This is a genomic window from Exiguobacterium sp. 17-1, from assembly GCF_023096305.1.
In the GTDB taxonomy this organism is placed as follows: domain Bacteria; phylum Bacillota; class Bacilli; order Exiguobacteriales; family Exiguobacteriaceae; genus Exiguobacterium_A; species Exiguobacterium_A sibiricum_A.
In genome coordinates, this window is the sequence record NZ_JALIGJ010000005.1 from 170,825 (window position 1) to 187,412 (window position 16,588).

General features: G+C 46.9%; 17 protein-coding genes and 1 riboswitch. Of the genes, 6 read left to right on the forward strand and 11 right to left on the reverse strand.

Annotated elements, in window-relative coordinates:
- Positions 1–115: 115 nt before the first annotated feature.
- The 3 genes from MUN34_RS13525 to MUN34_RS13535 are packed head-to-tail and all read right to left on the reverse strand — an operon-like array spanning position 116 to position 2,473.
- Positions 116–922: an ABC transporter permease subunit gene (locus MUN34_RS13525; protein ID WP_247858073.1), complete on the reverse strand. Its 807-nt coding sequence runs from the start codon at positions 920–922 to the stop codon at positions 116–118.
- Positions 919–1,800, reverse strand: a complete 882-nt coding sequence (locus MUN34_RS13530; protein WP_131973540.1) for an ABC transporter ATP-binding protein — start codon at positions 1,798–1,800, stop codon at positions 919–921. Before MUN34_RS13530 ends, MUN34_RS13525 begins: the two co-directional genes overlap by 4 nt.
- Positions 1,801–1,840: 40 nt before the next feature.
- Positions 1,841–2,473, reverse strand: a complete 633-nt coding sequence (locus MUN34_RS13535; protein WP_026827087.1) for a methyltransferase — start codon at positions 2,471–2,473, stop codon at positions 1,841–1,843.
- An 84-nt stretch (positions 2,474–2,557) separates the two neighbouring features.
- On the opposite strand from MUN34_RS13535, the gene MUN34_RS13540 reads away from it, so the two are divergent.
- Entirely contained in the window at positions 2,558–2,890 is a 333-nt protein-coding gene (locus tag MUN34_RS13540) for a heme oxygenase (protein WP_012371839.1), read from the forward strand.
- A 148-nt stretch (positions 2,891–3,038) separates the two neighbouring features.
- Positions 3,039–3,779 (forward strand): uracil-DNA glycosylase family protein, encoded by a 741-nt coding sequence (locus MUN34_RS13545; RefSeq protein WP_026827086.1) that lies wholly within the window; start codon positions 3,039–3,041, stop codon positions 3,777–3,779.
- 52 nt (positions 3,780–3,831) lie between these two features.
- On the opposite strand, the gene htpG is transcribed toward MUN34_RS13545, so the two are convergent.
- Entirely contained in the window at positions 3,832–5,697 is a 1,866-nt protein-coding gene (htpG, locus tag MUN34_RS13550) for a molecular chaperone HtpG (protein WP_247858074.1), read from the reverse strand.
- 81 nt (positions 5,698–5,778) lie between these two features.
- Positions 5,779–6,651: a hypothetical protein gene (locus MUN34_RS13555; RefSeq protein ID WP_131973543.1), complete on the reverse strand. Its 873-nt coding sequence runs from the start codon at positions 6,649–6,651 to the stop codon at positions 5,779–5,781.
- 145 nt (positions 6,652–6,796) lie between these two features.
- Here MUN34_RS13555 and MUN34_RS13560 point away from each other — a divergent pair, with 145 nt between their 5' ends.
- The gene (locus MUN34_RS13560) at positions 6,797–7,618 is read left to right on the forward strand and encodes an SDR family oxidoreductase (protein ID WP_247858075.1); all 822 of its coding nucleotides are present in this window, start codon (positions 6,797–6,799) and stop codon (positions 7,616–7,618) included.
- A 170-nt stretch (positions 7,619–7,788) separates the two neighbouring features.
- A complete protein-coding gene (locus tag MUN34_RS13565; RefSeq protein ID WP_247858076.1) occupies positions 7,789–8,946 on the forward strand; it encodes an ArgE/DapE family deacylase in 1,158 nt (385 codons plus the stop codon).
- 39 nt (positions 8,947–8,985) lie between these two features.
- Here MUN34_RS13565 and MUN34_RS13570 read toward each other — a convergent pair whose 3' ends face one another.
- Entirely contained in the window at positions 8,986–9,342 is a 357-nt protein-coding gene (locus MUN34_RS13570) for a hypothetical protein (protein ID WP_247858077.1), read from the reverse strand.
- Between the two features lie 96 nt (positions 9,343–9,438).
- Between MUN34_RS13570 and MUN34_RS13575 the strand changes: the two genes are divergently transcribed.
- Positions 9,439–9,861, forward strand: a complete 423-nt coding sequence (locus tag MUN34_RS13575; protein WP_026827080.1) for a DUF1801 domain-containing protein — start codon at positions 9,439–9,441, stop codon at positions 9,859–9,861.
- Positions 9,862–9,925: 64 nt separating this feature from the next.
- Here MUN34_RS13575 and MUN34_RS13580 read toward each other — a convergent pair whose 3' ends face one another.
- Both MUN34_RS13580 and MUN34_RS13585 read right to left on the reverse strand, forming a co-directional pair.
- On the reverse strand, positions 9,926–11,164 hold the full coding sequence (locus tag MUN34_RS13580; RefSeq protein WP_247858078.1) for an MFS transporter: 1,239 nt from the start codon (positions 11,162–11,164) through the stop codon (positions 9,926–9,928).
- A 15-nt stretch (positions 11,165–11,179) separates the two neighbouring features.
- Complete coding sequence (locus tag MUN34_RS13585; protein ID WP_026827078.1) at positions 11,180–11,635, reverse strand: CBS domain-containing protein; 456 nt, start codon at positions 11,633–11,635, stop codon at positions 11,180–11,182.
- Positions 11,636–11,821: 186 nt separating this feature from the next.
- Here MUN34_RS13585 and MUN34_RS13590 point away from each other — a divergent pair, with 186 nt between their 5' ends.
- Positions 11,822–12,244, forward strand: coding sequence for a MarR family winged helix-turn-helix transcriptional regulator (locus tag MUN34_RS13590; RefSeq protein WP_026827077.1), 423 nt, complete (start codon positions 11,822–11,824; stop codon positions 12,242–12,244).
- 302 nt (positions 12,245–12,546) lie between these two features.
- On the opposite strand, the gene mmuM is transcribed toward MUN34_RS13590, so the two are convergent.
- The 3 genes from mmuM to MUN34_RS13605 all read right to left on the reverse strand — a co-directional run bounded on the left by mmuM (position 12,547) and on the right by MUN34_RS13605 (position 16,564).
- Positions 12,547–13,479, reverse strand: coding sequence for a homocysteine S-methyltransferase (mmuM, locus tag MUN34_RS13595; RefSeq protein WP_247858079.1), 933 nt, complete (start codon positions 13,477–13,479; stop codon positions 12,547–12,549).
- Positions 13,454–14,854, reverse strand: coding sequence for an amino acid permease (locus MUN34_RS13600; protein ID WP_247858080.1), 1,401 nt, complete (start codon positions 14,852–14,854; stop codon positions 13,454–13,456). Before MUN34_RS13600 ends, mmuM begins: the two co-directional genes overlap by 26 nt.
- Before the next feature lie 81 nt (positions 14,855–14,935).
- Positions 14,936–15,037: riboswitch (SAM riboswitch) on the reverse strand.
- A gap of 108 nt (positions 15,038–15,145) precedes the next feature.
- Positions 15,146–16,564: a polysaccharide pyruvyl transferase family protein gene (locus tag MUN34_RS13605; RefSeq protein WP_026827074.1), complete on the reverse strand. Its 1,419-nt coding sequence runs from the start codon at positions 16,562–16,564 to the stop codon at positions 15,146–15,148.
- Between the last annotated feature and the right edge of the window lie 24 nt (positions 16,565–16,588).

A 16,588-nucleotide genomic window follows, 5' to 3' on the forward strand; every position in this document is an offset into this window, starting at 1 on the left:
TATAACATTCCTTTATCTTAGTAAAAATCAGCCGCTTACGCAACGTTCAAATCCTAAATGTTCACTTTCTGTAAATTTTCTTGTCCACTTTGGCTTATTTTTTGGTCTAGTCGTGTCAAATCGACAAACTTCGTTTCCGAAAACTGACAAAGGCTCCGAGATGGAACAACACACTGATACCCGCTAACAGCAGGAGATGTAAAAAGAAGTGCTCGGTTCCTTCTAATAATTGTTGTGTGTTGAACAAACTGAAAATCGAGCCGTAACGCATCCAGTCCGTTTTTTCACTGAGACCGGCTCCGATCATCAAGACAATCGACAGTACGAGTACACTGCCGGCAATCGAAAAGGCACGTCGTTCATCATCAAATAACGTGGCGATACACAACGTGAACCCTCCGATGGCATACAGTAGGAAGAGTGCGTTTACTTGAAAGCGGACCAGCGTCATACCGTCAATTGAAACCCCGGAAACAAACCAGTCAGCGAGCAGTAAAACGAACGTATTGCATAACACTAGGCATGTACTCGCGACGAGCATCACAATCATCGCCGATGCTGTGTATTGGTGACGCGTAATCGGAGCTGCGAGGTATAAAATCAATTCTCCGTTATCAATCGGCCGTGCGAGCAGTCGTGCAGCAAGCGATAATAAGAACAGGGACGCGATGATTTGAAAAATCAGTCCGTAATAATTCCCGCCCAGTAAATCGAGCACGTTATTAAAACCTGTCACTTTATCGTATTGGAAGGCTTTTAAAACTTCCGGTGGCAGTGCTTGGAGCTTTGCTTCCAGCAATCCCGTCTTCATCATCGAGGGATAAAGTGCGGCAAGCATCAATAGATACAGACTCGTCCCGACCGCGTATGCGGTGATTGGTTTCCCGTTATGCTTGAGTAACGACCAAACGATCGTCATCATGATGGTTCCTCCTCACTATAATAATGTAAGAAGACATGTTCTAAATCATCTGCTGAAGTTTGAATCGCCCGTACATCATATTCGGTTAAAAGACGGATGATTTGATTCAGCGTCTGTTCGTTGCTCGTGAAAAAAGAAACATGATTTTGAACGCGTTGACTTCCGATTTGAAGTGCAAACCGTTCCGCATGTGCTTCCAGACCAAATTCAATCGTGTACTGTTTCCGGCTCGAACGGACCAACTCATGGATGTCTGACTCGATGATGATTCGCCCTTCTTTAATCAATGCTGCCCGATCACACGATTTTTCCATCTCCGGAAAATGATGTGAACTCATCAAAATCGCTTTCCCGCGCTGCCGTTCGTTGTCAATCAAGCTTAAAAAACGTTCCTGCATCAAGGGATCGAGTCCACTGGTCGGTTCATCAAGCAGATAGACCGGAGCATCCTTCATGAAGCAGCCCACTAAGGCCAACTTTTGTTTCATTCCTTTCGACATCTTCCGAATTTTCGTTTTCGTCTCGAAGGGAAACTGTTCCAGCAACGCCGATTGACGTTCCGGTTTGCTTTGATGGAGTTGTTGCATCAAATGCAGGACCTGTTCGCCTGTAAAATCACCCGGCAAATTAATCTCACCCGGTAAATAGCCGACAATTCGTTTTACATCCTGTGATTGGTTCCAACAGTCATATCCACCGATGGTCGCATGACCGGAATCTGCTTGAATCAGGCCCATCAATTGACGGATTGCCGTTGATTTCCCGGCTCCGTTCGGTCCGATAAAACCAAACACCATACCCGGTTCGACCGTGAAACTGACATCAAATAAACCTCGTTTCGGCGCAAATTCTTTCGTCACGTGCTGTAAATGAATCATCCGAATCGCCTCACTTTTTGGGGTGCTTGCCGTTAGTACCTTATACCCGTTTTGGTACTTCTTGGGACAGATCTACCCGATAAATCACGAATCGTTCGTCATGATTTTTTTCAAAAAGTTCTTTCAGACGGACTTCTTCCACCTGTTCAAAAATCGTTTGATTCTCTAAATAATATCGGTATTCGTCTGCCGGGTAATAGAGAATCAAATCCACCGGACGCGGATGCCGTTCAACGGATGCTAAGATTTGATCAACGACCTTCATAAAGATCTGGACGGAAAACGGATTAAAAAAGTAACATTTCGTGACATCATCCGGAATCGGATAGGCTTCCGCATACGTATGTTCAAAACGGATACTTCCCCGCCGTCTCTTCATCTTTTTCATGTAGGTGACTTGATTCATAAGGGCATCTTCATAAAATTGTCCGTTCATCTCAACACCGATGACGGAACAATCAAACCGGTCATGCAGATAAAAGTTCAACCGGCCTTTTCCGCATCCGAAATCAATTACCGTATCCGTATAATCGAATGGATAGACGGCACACAATTCCTCTAGCGCCGCATAAGGTGTCGGTTCATACCGGTTGTAATGGCTGAACGCATTGTAAAGGTGCTGAATATCAATCGTCTCGATGCGTAACCGTTCTTCGTACTCTTTTTCATTCATATTTGATTCCTTCTTTCAAGCATTGTTGGTTTCATCGTACTATACTATGAATGTACGCATTTCATTCTAAAGGGGGACTATCCAATGATCGTCGTTACGAATCGGATTAAAGTCAAAAAAGGAATGGCAGCAGCACTCGCACCACGTTTCACTCGTCCAAGTGGTCTTGATACGATGGAGGGGTTTGTCCGTGTCGAGGTTCTCTTGACGCAAGGACTCGACGAGCATGATGAAATGAACGTCAACATGTACTGGGAAGACATGAAGCATTTTGAAGCTTGGCGCAACAGCGATGACTTTAAAGCTTCTCACAAACGTCCGGAACAAAAAGACGGTAAACAAGAGGAATCACCGATGCTCGGCAGTGAAATCATCACGTATGAAGTAGCTTCTGTCAAAGAACGTACTTCTTCATAACTCATTTTAGAACAGCCTTGCCTCCAATTTGGTCGCAAGGTTTTTTTAAATTTCAAGAGACCCCTCACTATATTGATATGGGTTGAAATTGTATGTAATACCATTATTTGTTATCATAGGTCCAATACAGAAAGAGAGAGGACTTATCATGCTGAATTCATTATCGATTTTTGAACAGGCCATCCGGGCCTTACCGATTGATCGATCCTTGACGCGCCAGGACTTGTTCATAGACGGTTTCCTATTACAACAGGAGCAGGAATTATCCGTTTACTACTCACCGATCGGAGAATATATCAATCGTTCTGCCAAAATAGTCTTCATTGGTATCACACCAGGATTTGAACAGATGCGGCTTGCTTATGAAGAAGCGGCTGATGCCTTCCACCATGGTGCCACAATCGAAGAAACATCAAAACTCGTCAAATACAGTGCCAGTTTCGCCGGTCCCATGCGGCGTAATTTGACAGCGATGTTAGATGAACTTGAACTACATCGTCTGCTGAATATTGCTTCAACCGCCACGTTATTTCATACAAATCAGGAACTGTTACACACCACTTCAATTCTGAGACATCCTGTTTTTTACCGGGATAAAAATTATACGGGACATCAACCAAAGATTGACCGGACACCGCTGCTGCAACATTACGCGTACGAGCATTTCGCAGCGGAATTGAATCAGTTAACCGCCCCTGTCATTCTTGTCCCATTCGGACGTGTCGTCGAGTCAACAGTCCGGACATTGCTTCATCAAGGACGAATTAAAAAACATACTGTGTTATTTGGTTTCCCGCACCCTTCCGGAGCGAACGGACACCGGAAGCGACAGTTTGAAGAAAATAAAGATTATTTGATGAAGCAGTTGTCCTCCTATTTCGGTAGCTAAAAAAATCCCAGTGCACAATTGATGCACTGGGATTTCTTCATTTCATGAAAGATCAGACCATCAATGCGCAGACTTCGTTCGCAAACGCAACCGGGTCTTCAATCGGTAAACCTTCCATCAACAAGGCTTGTTGATACATCAACTTCGTGTACCGTTCGAATTTCGGACGGTCTTCTGCATAAGCCGTCTCAATTGCCTGGAACACATCATGCGATGTATTCAATTCCAGGATTTTGACGGCTGCGATGTCCTGGTTATTTGGCATCGCTTTGAGGATTTTCTCCATTTCGATTGAGACCGCACCATCCGTTGCAAAGCAGACCGGATGTGATTTTAAGCGGGTCGAGGCTTTGACTTCTTTGACTTGTCCCGCGAGTACCTCCTGCATCGCTTTAAACATCTCGACTTGTGTCTCGGTCGTTTCCGCCTGTTCCGTCTGCTCGATGCCAAGGTCACTGCTCGTGACGGACTTAAACTCTTTTCCGTCATAGTTGAGAAGCATTTGAATCGCAAATTCATCAATTTCTTCCGTGAAATAGAGGATATCGAATCCTTTATCTTTGACGAGCTCGGATTGCGGTAATTTATCCAAACGGTCTGTGCTTTCACCTGACGCGTAATAGATGTATTTCTGCTCTTCCGGCATGGCAGCGACGTACTCTGCGAGTGTCACTAGTTTTTTCTCTTTTGCCGAATGGAACAGAACAAGATCTTTTACCGTATCTTTTTGCATGCCGTAATCGTTGTAGATGCCGAACTTTAATTGACGGCCAAACGCTTGGTAAAACGTCTCGTATTTTTCCCGGTCGTCACGCAGTAATGCTTCCAGTTGTGTCTTGATTTTGCTTTGAATATTCTTCGCAATCAATTTCAACTGGCGGTCGTGTTGCAGCATTTCACGCGAGATGTTGAGCGACAAGTCTTCTGAATCAACCATTCCTTTGACGAAGCTGAAATGATCCGGTAGCAGATCACTGCATTTTTCCATGATCAATACACCGTTCGCATACAGTTCAAGTCCTTTCTCGAACTCTTTTGAATAATAATCAAACGACGGTTGCTCCGGAATAAACAGGATCGACTGGTAGCGGACGGCTCCGTCGGCACTGATGTGAATGTGTTTGATCGGTGCATCGAATCCGTAACGTTTCTCCTGGTAGAAGTTACGGTAATCTTCATCCGTCAGCTCCCGCTTATTTTTTCGCCAGATCGGCACCATGCTATTGACCGTTTTCATGACCGTGACCGTCTCTGTTTCGTCTGATCCGTCAACCGGACGCTGTTCTGTTTCCGCCATCTCAATCGGATACCGGATGAAGTCCGAGTATTTCTTGACGATACTCCGGAGACGAGACGGTTCTAAGTATTCATCATAGTTTTCTTCCTCTTCATTCGCTTTGATGTGCAACGTAATGTCTGTTCCGACCGTCTCTTTTTCAACCTCTTCGATTGTATACCCGTCGACTCCGCGTGACTCCCACTTATAGGCGACGTCACTGCCAAACGGTTTCGTCACAACCGTCACGATGTCGGCGACCATAAACGCGGAATAGAAACCGACACCGAACTGTCCGATAATGTCATGACCGTCCTTTGATTCATTTTCTGCTTTAAAAGCGAGCGATCCGCTTTTCGCGATGGTTCCGAGGTTTTCTTCCAGCTCGTCTTTTGTCATCCCGATTCCCGTATCCCGTAGAATCAGCTGGCGTGTTTCTTTATTTGGTTCAATCGTAATTTTGTAGGCTTCTTTGTCGAACGTAATCGTCTCGTCCGTCAACACTTTGTAGTAAATCTTATCCATGGCGTCACTGGCGTTCGAAATCAACTCACGTAAAAAGATTTCCTTATGTGTGTAGATGGAATGAATCATCATTTCGAGCAATCGTTTTGATTCTGCTTTGAATTGTTTCGTTTCCATTTTCGATACCCCCTGTTTTTTTAGCACTCTATAAGATAGAGTGCTAATTCATTTCCATTATTACGGATACAAAAACGGCTGTCAATCCTCCAATTCATATAGTGCATCAAGTTTTTGCCGCACCTGCCGCCCGATATCACGCAATCCTTTTGTCGAACCGTATGTCCCGTGACTCCTGCCCTTTTCGTCAGGACGACTGCCGAGACCAAGGAACTGTTCGCTTGGTTTAAAGTGAAGTCCGATGACCGGAATCCCGAATTCAGCGGAGTAACCAATTTCGACGACGGCATCCGGATAATCGGTCAAAGCGACGGGGTCTTGCCACGTGATGCTTGGATCCAGTTTCCGAAAACGGTCCGTGTGCTCGCGTCCGAGCAAAATGATGCCATGCAGGGAAAACAACGGCAGCAGCTTTTTCAAGAAAGTTTGTCCAAAGTCCGTCTGTTCGAGATCCTGTCGCATCGCAATTGTCCCCATGTAGCGTCTGGTCGGAAACGGAAAAAAATCCGTATGAATGACCGGAAGGAGAGCGTCATCATAAAAGGACGCACCGAATCCATTTAGGAACCCTTCCAGTTTTCCACCCTGTTCTTTTCCGAACCATGTCTTATAGACATCTTTTTGTTGAAAATAGTGCTTAAACTTGTGGATTGTTTGTTCAACGTGTTGCTCCGTTAGATAGGTCTCTAAAGACATACCCGACTCGAGTAAAAAGAACGGACCCGTCGAATCAAAACGCAGCGTTCCATCCTTCTTTAAAAACTGTCCCGCTGACGGATTCGTCGCAACCGTCAACCAACTCTTTTTTGTTGCATCACCGAACCATAAGACGGGTGTCGTTCCTTCAATTAATTCCTCTTTCATCGGTCCATTTGCTAACTCGATTTGATGCTGAACGGCTTCTGTTAAGAGTTTTTTTGCTAGTTTGAGTTGTTCTGATGTCAGCGTTCTCATCCCTTTCGTGTTGCGCTTTCCTGTTTGAGTTGTTCCCGTTCCTCCAAAACGTTAGACAGTTTAACGGGTTTAGTCCGATTGACGTAGGGAATGTTTCATAAGGTGAAGCACAACATCGGATATTATTTTTAGGAGGAGATTTTTTATGAAACGACTTGAAAACAAAGTAGCCGTCATTACCGGCTCAGCCACAGGAATCGGTCAAGCGACAGCACTTGTCTTTGCAGAACAAGGAGCGACCGTCGTCTGTGCGGACGTCAATCTTGAAAAAGCACAAGCAACTGTTGAACAAATTGAGCAAGCAGGCGGAAAAGCAGAAGCAGTTCATGTCGATGTCTCACAAGTCGACAGCGTGAAGCAACTCGCAGACCACCTACAATCTACATACGGAACGGTTGATGTTCTGTTCAACAATGCCGGGATTGACCAACAAGGCGGGAAAGTCCATGAATATCCAATCGAACTGTTTGATCAAATCATTGCAGTCGATTTACGCGGGACGTTCTTAACGAGTAAATTCGTCATTCCATTGATGCTGAAAAACGGCGGATCGATCATCAATACATCATCGATGTCGGGACGTGCAGCCGATTTGAATCGTTCAGGCTACAACGCGGCAAAAGGTGGTATCGCCAACTTCACACGCGCGATGGCAATTGATTATGCCCGCGACGGCATCCGCGTCAACTCGCTTTCACCGGGGACGATCGAAACACCGCTGATCGACACGCTCGTCGGCGGAAAAGAAGAAGAACAAGGAAAACAGTTCCGCGACGCTAACGCGTGGATCACACCACTCGGGCGTCTCGGTAAACCGCGTGAGATGGCAACGGTTGCCCTGTTCCTGGCGTCAGATGACAGTTCTTACGTCACGGGTGAAGACATCACGGCTGACGGCGGCATCATGGCCTATACGTGGCCGGGTGAAATGTTAATCGACGACAAATGGAAAACAGACGCTGAATAAACAGTTTCGGTTTTCTGTTCAGCACGGTTCCTGAATCAGGAATCGTGTTTTTTTGTTCATTTTCAAACGATTGAAGTTTAAGAAATTCAGTTCCTTTAAATATTTTGGGCATTCGTTTACCTCACGCAACTGTCTGGAAACGGGAACAGAACAGTAAAGGAGGAGAAAATATGCTTACAGAACCGATTACTTATTTGCAACGCTGTTTACAAATCCCAAGTACCAATCCACTCGACGGGGAAGAGAACGTCGCAACCTATGTCTATGAGTTATTGACATCCCACGGTATCAAAACCGACTGGATTGAAGTATCACCGAAACGGATTTGTCTCGTCGCTACGATTCAAGCCGGTGCTTCCGCCACTCATCCGAAAACGATTGGTTTCTCCGGTCACCTGGATACGGTGCCGGTTAAAATCAGTGAATGGACAAAAGATCCGTTCGGCGGTGCAATCGAGGAGGGACGGATTTACGGACGCGGTGCTTCCGACATGAAGTCCGGCGTCATGGCGATGGTCAGTATGATGATTGAATTAAATCAACGCGATGACTTGCCAAACCATCTGAAATTGTTGATTACATCCGATGAAGAAAACGGCATGACCGGAGCCCGCCATTTAACGGAACGTGGTGACGCCGATGATTTAGACGCCCTCTTGATCACGGAACCAACGAGCGGTTATCTCGGCTATGCCCAAAAAGGTGTCGTCGGTGTTGAAGTATCGTGTACGGGAAAAAGTGCTCACAGCTCTTCGCCCCAACTTGGTAAAAATGCCATCGATGATTTATATCGGGTTATCCGCGAAGTGAAATCCGACCGATTTACAATCACCGACCACAGTCACCCGGACCTTGGTCCGGTCGTCGCTTCCATCACGTCAATCACAGGCGGTGAAGGACCAAACGTCATTCCGAGCCGGGCTGCGTTTTATATGGACATCCGGACGATTCCGGGATTCGGACGGGAGCAGGTCTTGCAAGTGCTCGAAGAAGTCAACCAACGCCTGCGTCAACAGGACGACAGCTTCTCGATGGAAGTCACGGTCATCAAGGATATCCCCTCCTGTGAGACGGACCGAAACGATCCGTTCTTAAAAATTGTCGCGGACACGATGGAATCAATCCGACAGCAGCCGACACAGCGCGTCGCGATTCCTGGCGGGACAGACGGTGCCATGTTCAGCCAGGCGACCCGAAGCTTCCCGATTGCAGTGGCTTCGTTCCACGATTTCCGGCTGGCCCATCAAATCGATGAGTCGATTCCCCTGTCGGAATATGCGGAAACGATCGAGTTGTGTATGCATCTTGCGCTACATTCCTATGACTGAAAAAATCCTCCATCTGTTTCAGGGACAGATGGAGGATTTTTAAGTGTAGACACCAATTAGAGCGAGCGCTTGCCCAACATAACTCTGATCAGACGGCAGGACGTGTTTCGGTTCACCGGCAAGACACCATTCGATCCGGACATGACCGAGCCGGTCGTAGATCAGCTCAAATGTAAAATCACCTTTTTCAAAAAAAACGATTCCCGGTAACTGTTCATGAACGACCCGAAATTCGCGGGCAAATCGGTCATACTCCGAAAAGGATAACGTCATTTGATGCAGCTTGATTTCTTGATGCCATACTTCCAGTTGCAATGTAGCCAAAGCTTGATTCACTTCGATGATGTGCCAGTCAATCGTCTCATCATATCCTGCAAACGAGATTATATGTTTCAATAGAATCACCTCTTTTTGAATGAATCCCCGTTAGACAGGGAATGGGTTTGTATCGAATCGAAATGACTGTCGCCCACTCGCGAAAGGGGTTTTCTTATGACTAATCAGCAAAAGACGTTACCGACGGATCAAAGCGTCGATGGCTTTTTGAATACGATCACACCATTGTCAAAACGGACAGACTGTGAGCAATTACGACAGATTTTTGAAGAGATGACCGGGTATCCGGCCGTTATGTGGGGGGACACGATGATCGGATTTGGTCACTATCATTATCGGTATTCTTCCGGACATGAAGGCGATTCATTTCTTGTCGGATTCTCGCCCCGCAAAGCGAACATCAGTCTATACTTCGCAACAGGTCCGGAACGCGAGCAGTTCCTGGTGCGTCTCGGCAAACACAAGAGCGGAAAAAGCTGTGTCTATATCAATAAACTAGCAGATGTCGACCTACTTGTCTTAAGGGAACTGATCGTCCATTCCGTCGCTTTTCTGGAAACGACGTATCCAAAACCCTGAGACCACTAAAAAAACGTCCCTTCTTCCGCTGATTTGGCGAAAGAAGGGACGTTTGCTGTTTAAATCAATGTCCACTATCTGCTGTGTCGATGTGACGAATGTGTTTGAGATTGACCCCGATGATGACGACAGACAGTAAGACGAACGCGCTACCGACATAAAACGGCAGGTTAGCGTTATAGATTTCAGCCAATTTACCGGCCATGAATGGCGCGATGGCTGCCCCGAGAAAACGTAAGAAACTGTATGCAGCGGATGCCGTCGAACGTTCGACCGGTGCTGCATCCATCACTGCCGTCGTAATCAACGTATTGTTATTCCCGAGCACTGCCCCGGCAAGAATAACACAGACGATGACGACAGCTGGTGTTTCGGTAAAGATCCCCATTAATAACAATAAGACGGCGAACAAGAGCAGCATCAGTACCATTGCTTTGATTGTTCCGAGCCATTGTTTTAATTTTGGCGCTGTTAAAACGGATGTCAGAGCAAGCAACATCCCCCAACCGAGGAAGACGAAGCCGAGTCCTTTTGCCGGTAATTTCATGACGAACGGTGCATAGGCCATGATCGTAAAGAAGCCGACGTTATACAAGGCTGCAACGATTCCAAGTGTCAGTAAAGACCGGTGTTTCATGGCCTGGAACGGTGCAATCAATGAAATCTTTTTCGCTGGTGTCGCTGTTGCGACCGGTTTCGGCATCAGGAATAACAACACGAGGAACGCGATGACCATGATCGTCGCAACACCCATGAAAGGCGCGCGCCATGTGATCGAACCGAGTGTTCCACCGAGCAGTGGACCGATTGAAATACCGAGACCGACTGCTGCTTCATATAAGATGATTGCTTTCGCTGTTCCGCCGGATGACAGGGAAACGATCGCTGCGAGCGCTGTTGCGACGAACAGTGCATTTCCGAGTCCCCAACCGCCGCGTAACGCGACAAGTGTCCAAATACTGTCGGCCTGTGACGCAAAACCAGCAACGGTTGCGATAACCGCAATCCCGAGCATCAATGTCCCCTTTTGACCAATCCGTGAAGAAATCGCGCCGGTAATCAGCATCGCAAATGCCATGACGGCGTTATAGCTTGTAAATAGTAGCGTAACTTCACTTTTTGATGCTTCAAGGTTTTCGGCAATCGTCGGTAGGACCGGATTGACGAGTCCCATTCCCATGAATGCCGTGATACTGGCAAAGAATACCGCCCAAACAGCGATCGGTTGGTGCAGTAAACCATGTTTGCTTTCCGATAAAACTGTCTCAGGCGTAAGTGTCGTTGTTTTTTCAGCAAGAGCCATATAAATCCTTCTTTCTTAAATAAACTGTTTAAAGGAGTGACGGATGACGTCACCGCGACTGATGATTCCGACGAGCTTGCCGTCTTTTAGAATCGGTAATTTTTTAATTCGTTTTGAACCGAGCGTAGCCGCAATTTCTTCCATTTCGGTTTCTGTCGTCGCCGTCACGACTTTTCGGCGTGCCATGTCCATGACGGGACGTGTCAGGATCTGACGGACACGCTCTTCATAGTTTTCGTCATCGCCTTTGATGACATCGACATATAAAAACGTATCGACAATGATGTCTTTATGTTTGCCGATAGCCCGCATGATATCCCCGTCACTGATATAGCCGACGACTTCCTGCTGGCCGTTGACGACCGGGACTCCACTGATACCGGAAGTGATAAAACGTTCCACTACCGTCCGGATCGTATCCTCTTCATTGACTGTAATGACGGTTTCTTTCATCGATTGATAAGCTTTCATCGGAATTCTCCTTCATCAGACGCTGTAATTAAAATAAGTTCATAACAATAAGTTTCACGACACAATTAAATAACATTTATGATTGTATAATACAACTATAACCCTGTCAAGAAGCCTGCCTTTGATTGACAGAGGACAGCCTGTGCGTAATGATGAGGGCAATGAATGCTAATGAGAGGTGACAATATGTCGAATCAATCCCTGGAAACAATCGAACTGGAACTGGCGATTCTTATTCGTCGTCTAACGACGGCGACGGCGGATAATCGGAACTTGGACCGTGCTTCCTATTTACTCTTGCGCCAGTTATCGGATTCTGGTCAAGTCGGTGTCAAAACCCTTGCCCGTGAGTTACAACTTGACGTCTCGACCGTCAGCCGGCAAGCGGCTGCGCTCGATCAGAAAAAATTAGTTGAAAAAATAAAAGACCCGACAGACGGCCGGGCCTTCTTTTACAACATCACAGATTATGGTCAACAGGAGCTCGAGATTTACCGGACGGCCCGTTTAACGAGTATCGAACGACTAGTAAACGACTGGCCGGATGAAGATGCCGAATCATTTGGCCGATTGCTGAAACAATTTAACCAAGCATTACGGGAACGGTGAGTTCTTGCAAATACGAACGATCAGTATAACGGCTGATTCAAAAGTTAGTCTCTACAAAGACGAGGGTGGCAGATTACAATTCTGTCACCCTCGTCTCGTTTAAAAGGAACCACCCGTTTCATGCTACTCCTACAGGAAAAAGCGCAAGCCTGCTTGCGCTGTCAGAGACAAACAAGACCAGCTTCCCTGCCTGGATAGGGCAGGAAAGCTGGCTTGTGTCTCGCCTGAGGAAAGTGCGTGAAAGAAAGAGTGGTTCCTTTTTGAGTCAATCCCTTTTGTTCTTCATCAGACATGACTGCCGGTTAAGCAATTGTCACCTTCTGTTGAATCCGCTCAATCTGCTCCGGTGTCGTGCGGCAACATCCACCAATCAACCGGGCACCTGCCGCATACCACTCCGGGGCAATGTCTTCAAACGCCGTGCACACCGCTTCACCGGACCAGGTCTTGCTGACCGGATCATACTGTTCACCGGAATTCGGATAAACGATGATCGGCACATCGGTCAGTTGTTTTAATGTCGTGATGAACTCCGTCGCGATCGATGCCGGAAAACAGTTTGCGCCGATTGCTGCCAGTTGTGGATGCTCCCCTAACGCCTCGATACACTCACTTAACGGCGTTCCTTCACTGATATGTGTTGCGTCACGCAGGGAAAAAGCGAGCCAGGCCGATTGTTCCGGAAATTCTTCGAGCAGTCGGAACAGCACTTTTGCTTCCTGCAAGGACGGAATCGTCTCAAATGCTAACACGTCCGCCCCTGCTTCAATCAACGCTTCAAGCCGTGGACGGTGAAATGCTTCGAGCTGCGCATCGTCGACTCCGTAATGACCGACATACTCAGATCCGTCCGATAAGTAGGCACCATAAGGACCAATCGATCCTGCAATCAGAGCGTGATCCGCTGCCTGTCCGGTTTCCGCACGCGCCTGTTGTGCCAGGTACACCGTTTGTTTGATCAGTTCAACCGCTTCCCCTTCTTTAATTCCCCGACTGCCGAATCCGGTGACACTTGCTTGATAACTCGACGTAATGGCACAATCTGCTCCAATCTTAAAATAATCCGCATGGACCCGGTGAATCTGTTCCGGTTCTTCAAGCAGGACCCGTGCCGACCACAGCGGGTCGTCGAGATTACTCCCGTGACGCTCGAGTTCCGTCGCTAATGCTCCGTCCAATAAAATATAAGGCTGTTTTTTTAATAATTCCTCAACTGGATTGTTGTTCTTTGACATCTTCCACACTCCGTTTCCATGATGTTTTCGTTAGATGATGAATGATGTAACAGACTGCGATAAAAGGAACACCAAAATAAAGGGCGACCCGTTGCGTCGGATCAAAGGCGATGCCGATTAAAGAAGCCAGGCACATCAAAAAAGATAAAATCGGTACAAACGGATACCAGGGCGTCCGGTAGACCAAATCGCTGACATCATGTCCCTCTTGCAGATACCGTTTGCGGAACATGAACTGTGAGGCACTGATGCTCATCCAGACGACGACGACTGCCAGTCCCGAGATCGAGACAAGAGCAATGTAGACGGAACCCGGGGCATAGACACTGGAAAATAAGGCAAGCAGACCACCGATCATACTGAAGAGAACGGCACGTGTCGGGACTCCGCTTGCATTTAATTTAGAAAAGAACGGCGTAATCATCCGTTGATCGGATAAAGACCATAACATCCGTGAAGCGGCATACAGACCGGAGTTCGCTGCCGACAAAATCGCCGTCAGGATGACGAAGTTCATGATGTCGGCTGCAAACGGGAGACCGATCCGTTCGAACACGGCAACGAACGGACTTTCGAGCACTCCTTTTGAGTCGTTTGGTAAAAGAATCGCGAGCACAATGATCGTTCCGACAAAAAATAGCACCAGCCGGAAGACAGTCGTTCGAATGGCCAGCGGCACCGTTCGTTTCGGATCAACGGCTTCACCTGCCGCAATCCCGATCAACTCTGTTCCGGAATAGGCAAAGTTGACCGCGAGCATGGTCATCAAGATGGCGAATGCTCCGTTTGGAAACAGTCCACCCTCCGTCAAAGGAGCAAGCATCGGAGCCTGCGATCCATCGGCAAGCGGTAAAAATCCGACGATCGCCGCTGTCCCCAGGACGATGAACACTAAAATCGTCAGCACCTTGACGGCGGAAAACCAAAATTCGACTTCTGCGAACAACCGAACCGTCAAGACATTGATTCCTAAAATCATAACGACGAATAGCGCGCTGAACAGCCAGACCGGAACGTCCGGGAACCAGCGTTGCATCAACAAGCCGGCTGCCGTGAATTCCGACCCGAGGGCGACCGTCCACGTCAACCAGTAGAGCCATGCCACCGTATAACCGGTTCCGGATCCGATGTACTTCGTCGCATAACTATGAAAGGCGCCAGTTTCCGGCATATGTACTGCTAACTCTCCCAAACACAGCATGACGAGATATACGGCAAGCGCTCCGACCAAGTACGATAAAATCGTTCCGACACGCCCCGCCTGCTCCAGCGTATAACCTGTACTTAAAAATAATCCCGTCCCGATGACACCGCCAAGTGACAGCATGACGATATGCCGGGATTCCATTTTCCGACGAAACGTTCCTTCTTTCATTGCTACTCCACACTCCTCTTTCTCTCATAAAATAAAAAAACGCACCCACATACATGGGTGCGTCGGTCGACAATCAAAAGAAGCTTATCGATCGGGTACGACACCCGCAGGAATTAGCACAGTATCTTTCGACCTGTTGCTGAGGCTTCAAAGGGCCAGTCCCTCCACCTCTCTGGATAAGAATGTAATTTTTCATAACAGTACCAACCCTGTTTTGAATTGTCAACACAATTCAGAATTTATCATGTAAAAAAAACGCCTTACACCAAAATGGTATAAGACGTCCGTGGTTTATTTCTTCGCAAACAAATCAGCTGTCTTCAATGCCATCCGAACCGCTTTCCGGTTCAATGTGCCTTGTTGATGCTTCATTTCTTTTGTTTGACTGTTCAACTTGCCTTGAAGCGATTTGATTTTTTTATCTTTTTCAGCCATTTTTGCTTTATCGCGTTTTTGAGCTGCCACGATTTTTTGCTCTTCTGCTGGGAAGTATGATTCAAAACGTGAAACAGCTTCTTCGATACTAATTCCTGTGATTGGTTTAACGACTGGGAGCAACTCTGCTTTTGCCATTTCACGGTCAAACGGAACGTTCTCAGGGTAGTTCGTTTCTTTATAAATGTGCTCTAAATCATTTGTGTTCAAGAAATCAACGAAGTTATCGAAGTTACGTGCTTGAACACGTGTTGGACTCTGGAAGTCAGCCGACTCAATTACATCTGACAAACGTGTGCTGTCTGTGATGTCATTTGCCCAGATGTGTGTCAATTGGTGATAATCCGTTAATTCACGCATCCGTGCATCTTTCGGAATCAGGATACTTGGTGTTCCGGCAAGTGTTGCCGTAATGTTACCGTGAAGACGTGCTCCGAAGCTGAAGTCAGCTTCTTTTAAAAAGTCGATCCATGTCTGTGCATTCAAGAAGAAGCGGACACGGTCGTTCATGTAAGTCGGATCCGACATTTTGACCGGATAGTTCGTGACAGATAAGTCAGCAATCGGATGTGTGCCTGTGTACGTCAAACGTAACTCTTTCATCCATTGCGGGATGAAGTAATGGTTCGGGTACTCTTCCATTCCGCGTGTGATGAAGTTAAGGACGTTTTGTGGTGCGAGACGTGACGAGTTGACACCGATCATCGAATCTTTTGTGATGTTCGTTTCACGAATTTTCAAGTCACGACCAAATGCATACATCGACGGGCAACCGATGACTTTGTGATCGATTCCTTCGCGGAAACCAAGACGCGTCAAGTATTTTGATGTGATTTCGCCGCGAAGTCCAAGCATGCTTGAGCGCTCTAGGACTGCGCTGACAAACGCTTTAACATCTTCATCGAATGAGAAACCGTCGTTTAAATTCGCCTCAAACGGTGCGCGTAAACCGACGCCGATGACGACGACCGGAATCTTTAATTTTTTAATCAATTTTGTATATTTACGAAGTGTCGGAACGAATTCTTTACGGAATGCGTCAGCGAGTGGGATGACATATAGATCGAAGTTCGCGTTGATCTCATCTGCACGCTCTTCTTCATAGTAGTAGTAATCTGGTGTAATCGTCGTGCCCTCTGTCATCAAGGTGCGGAAAATACTGTATTGATAAATCAGGTTTCCGACGTTCCCTCCGATTGAGTTATGCTTCATCAAATATTCTGCGTCGAACTGTTCAAACGGTGTCATACCCGCACGGATAATAATACGTTTCATGTAAAATAATTCCCCTCTCGCTTC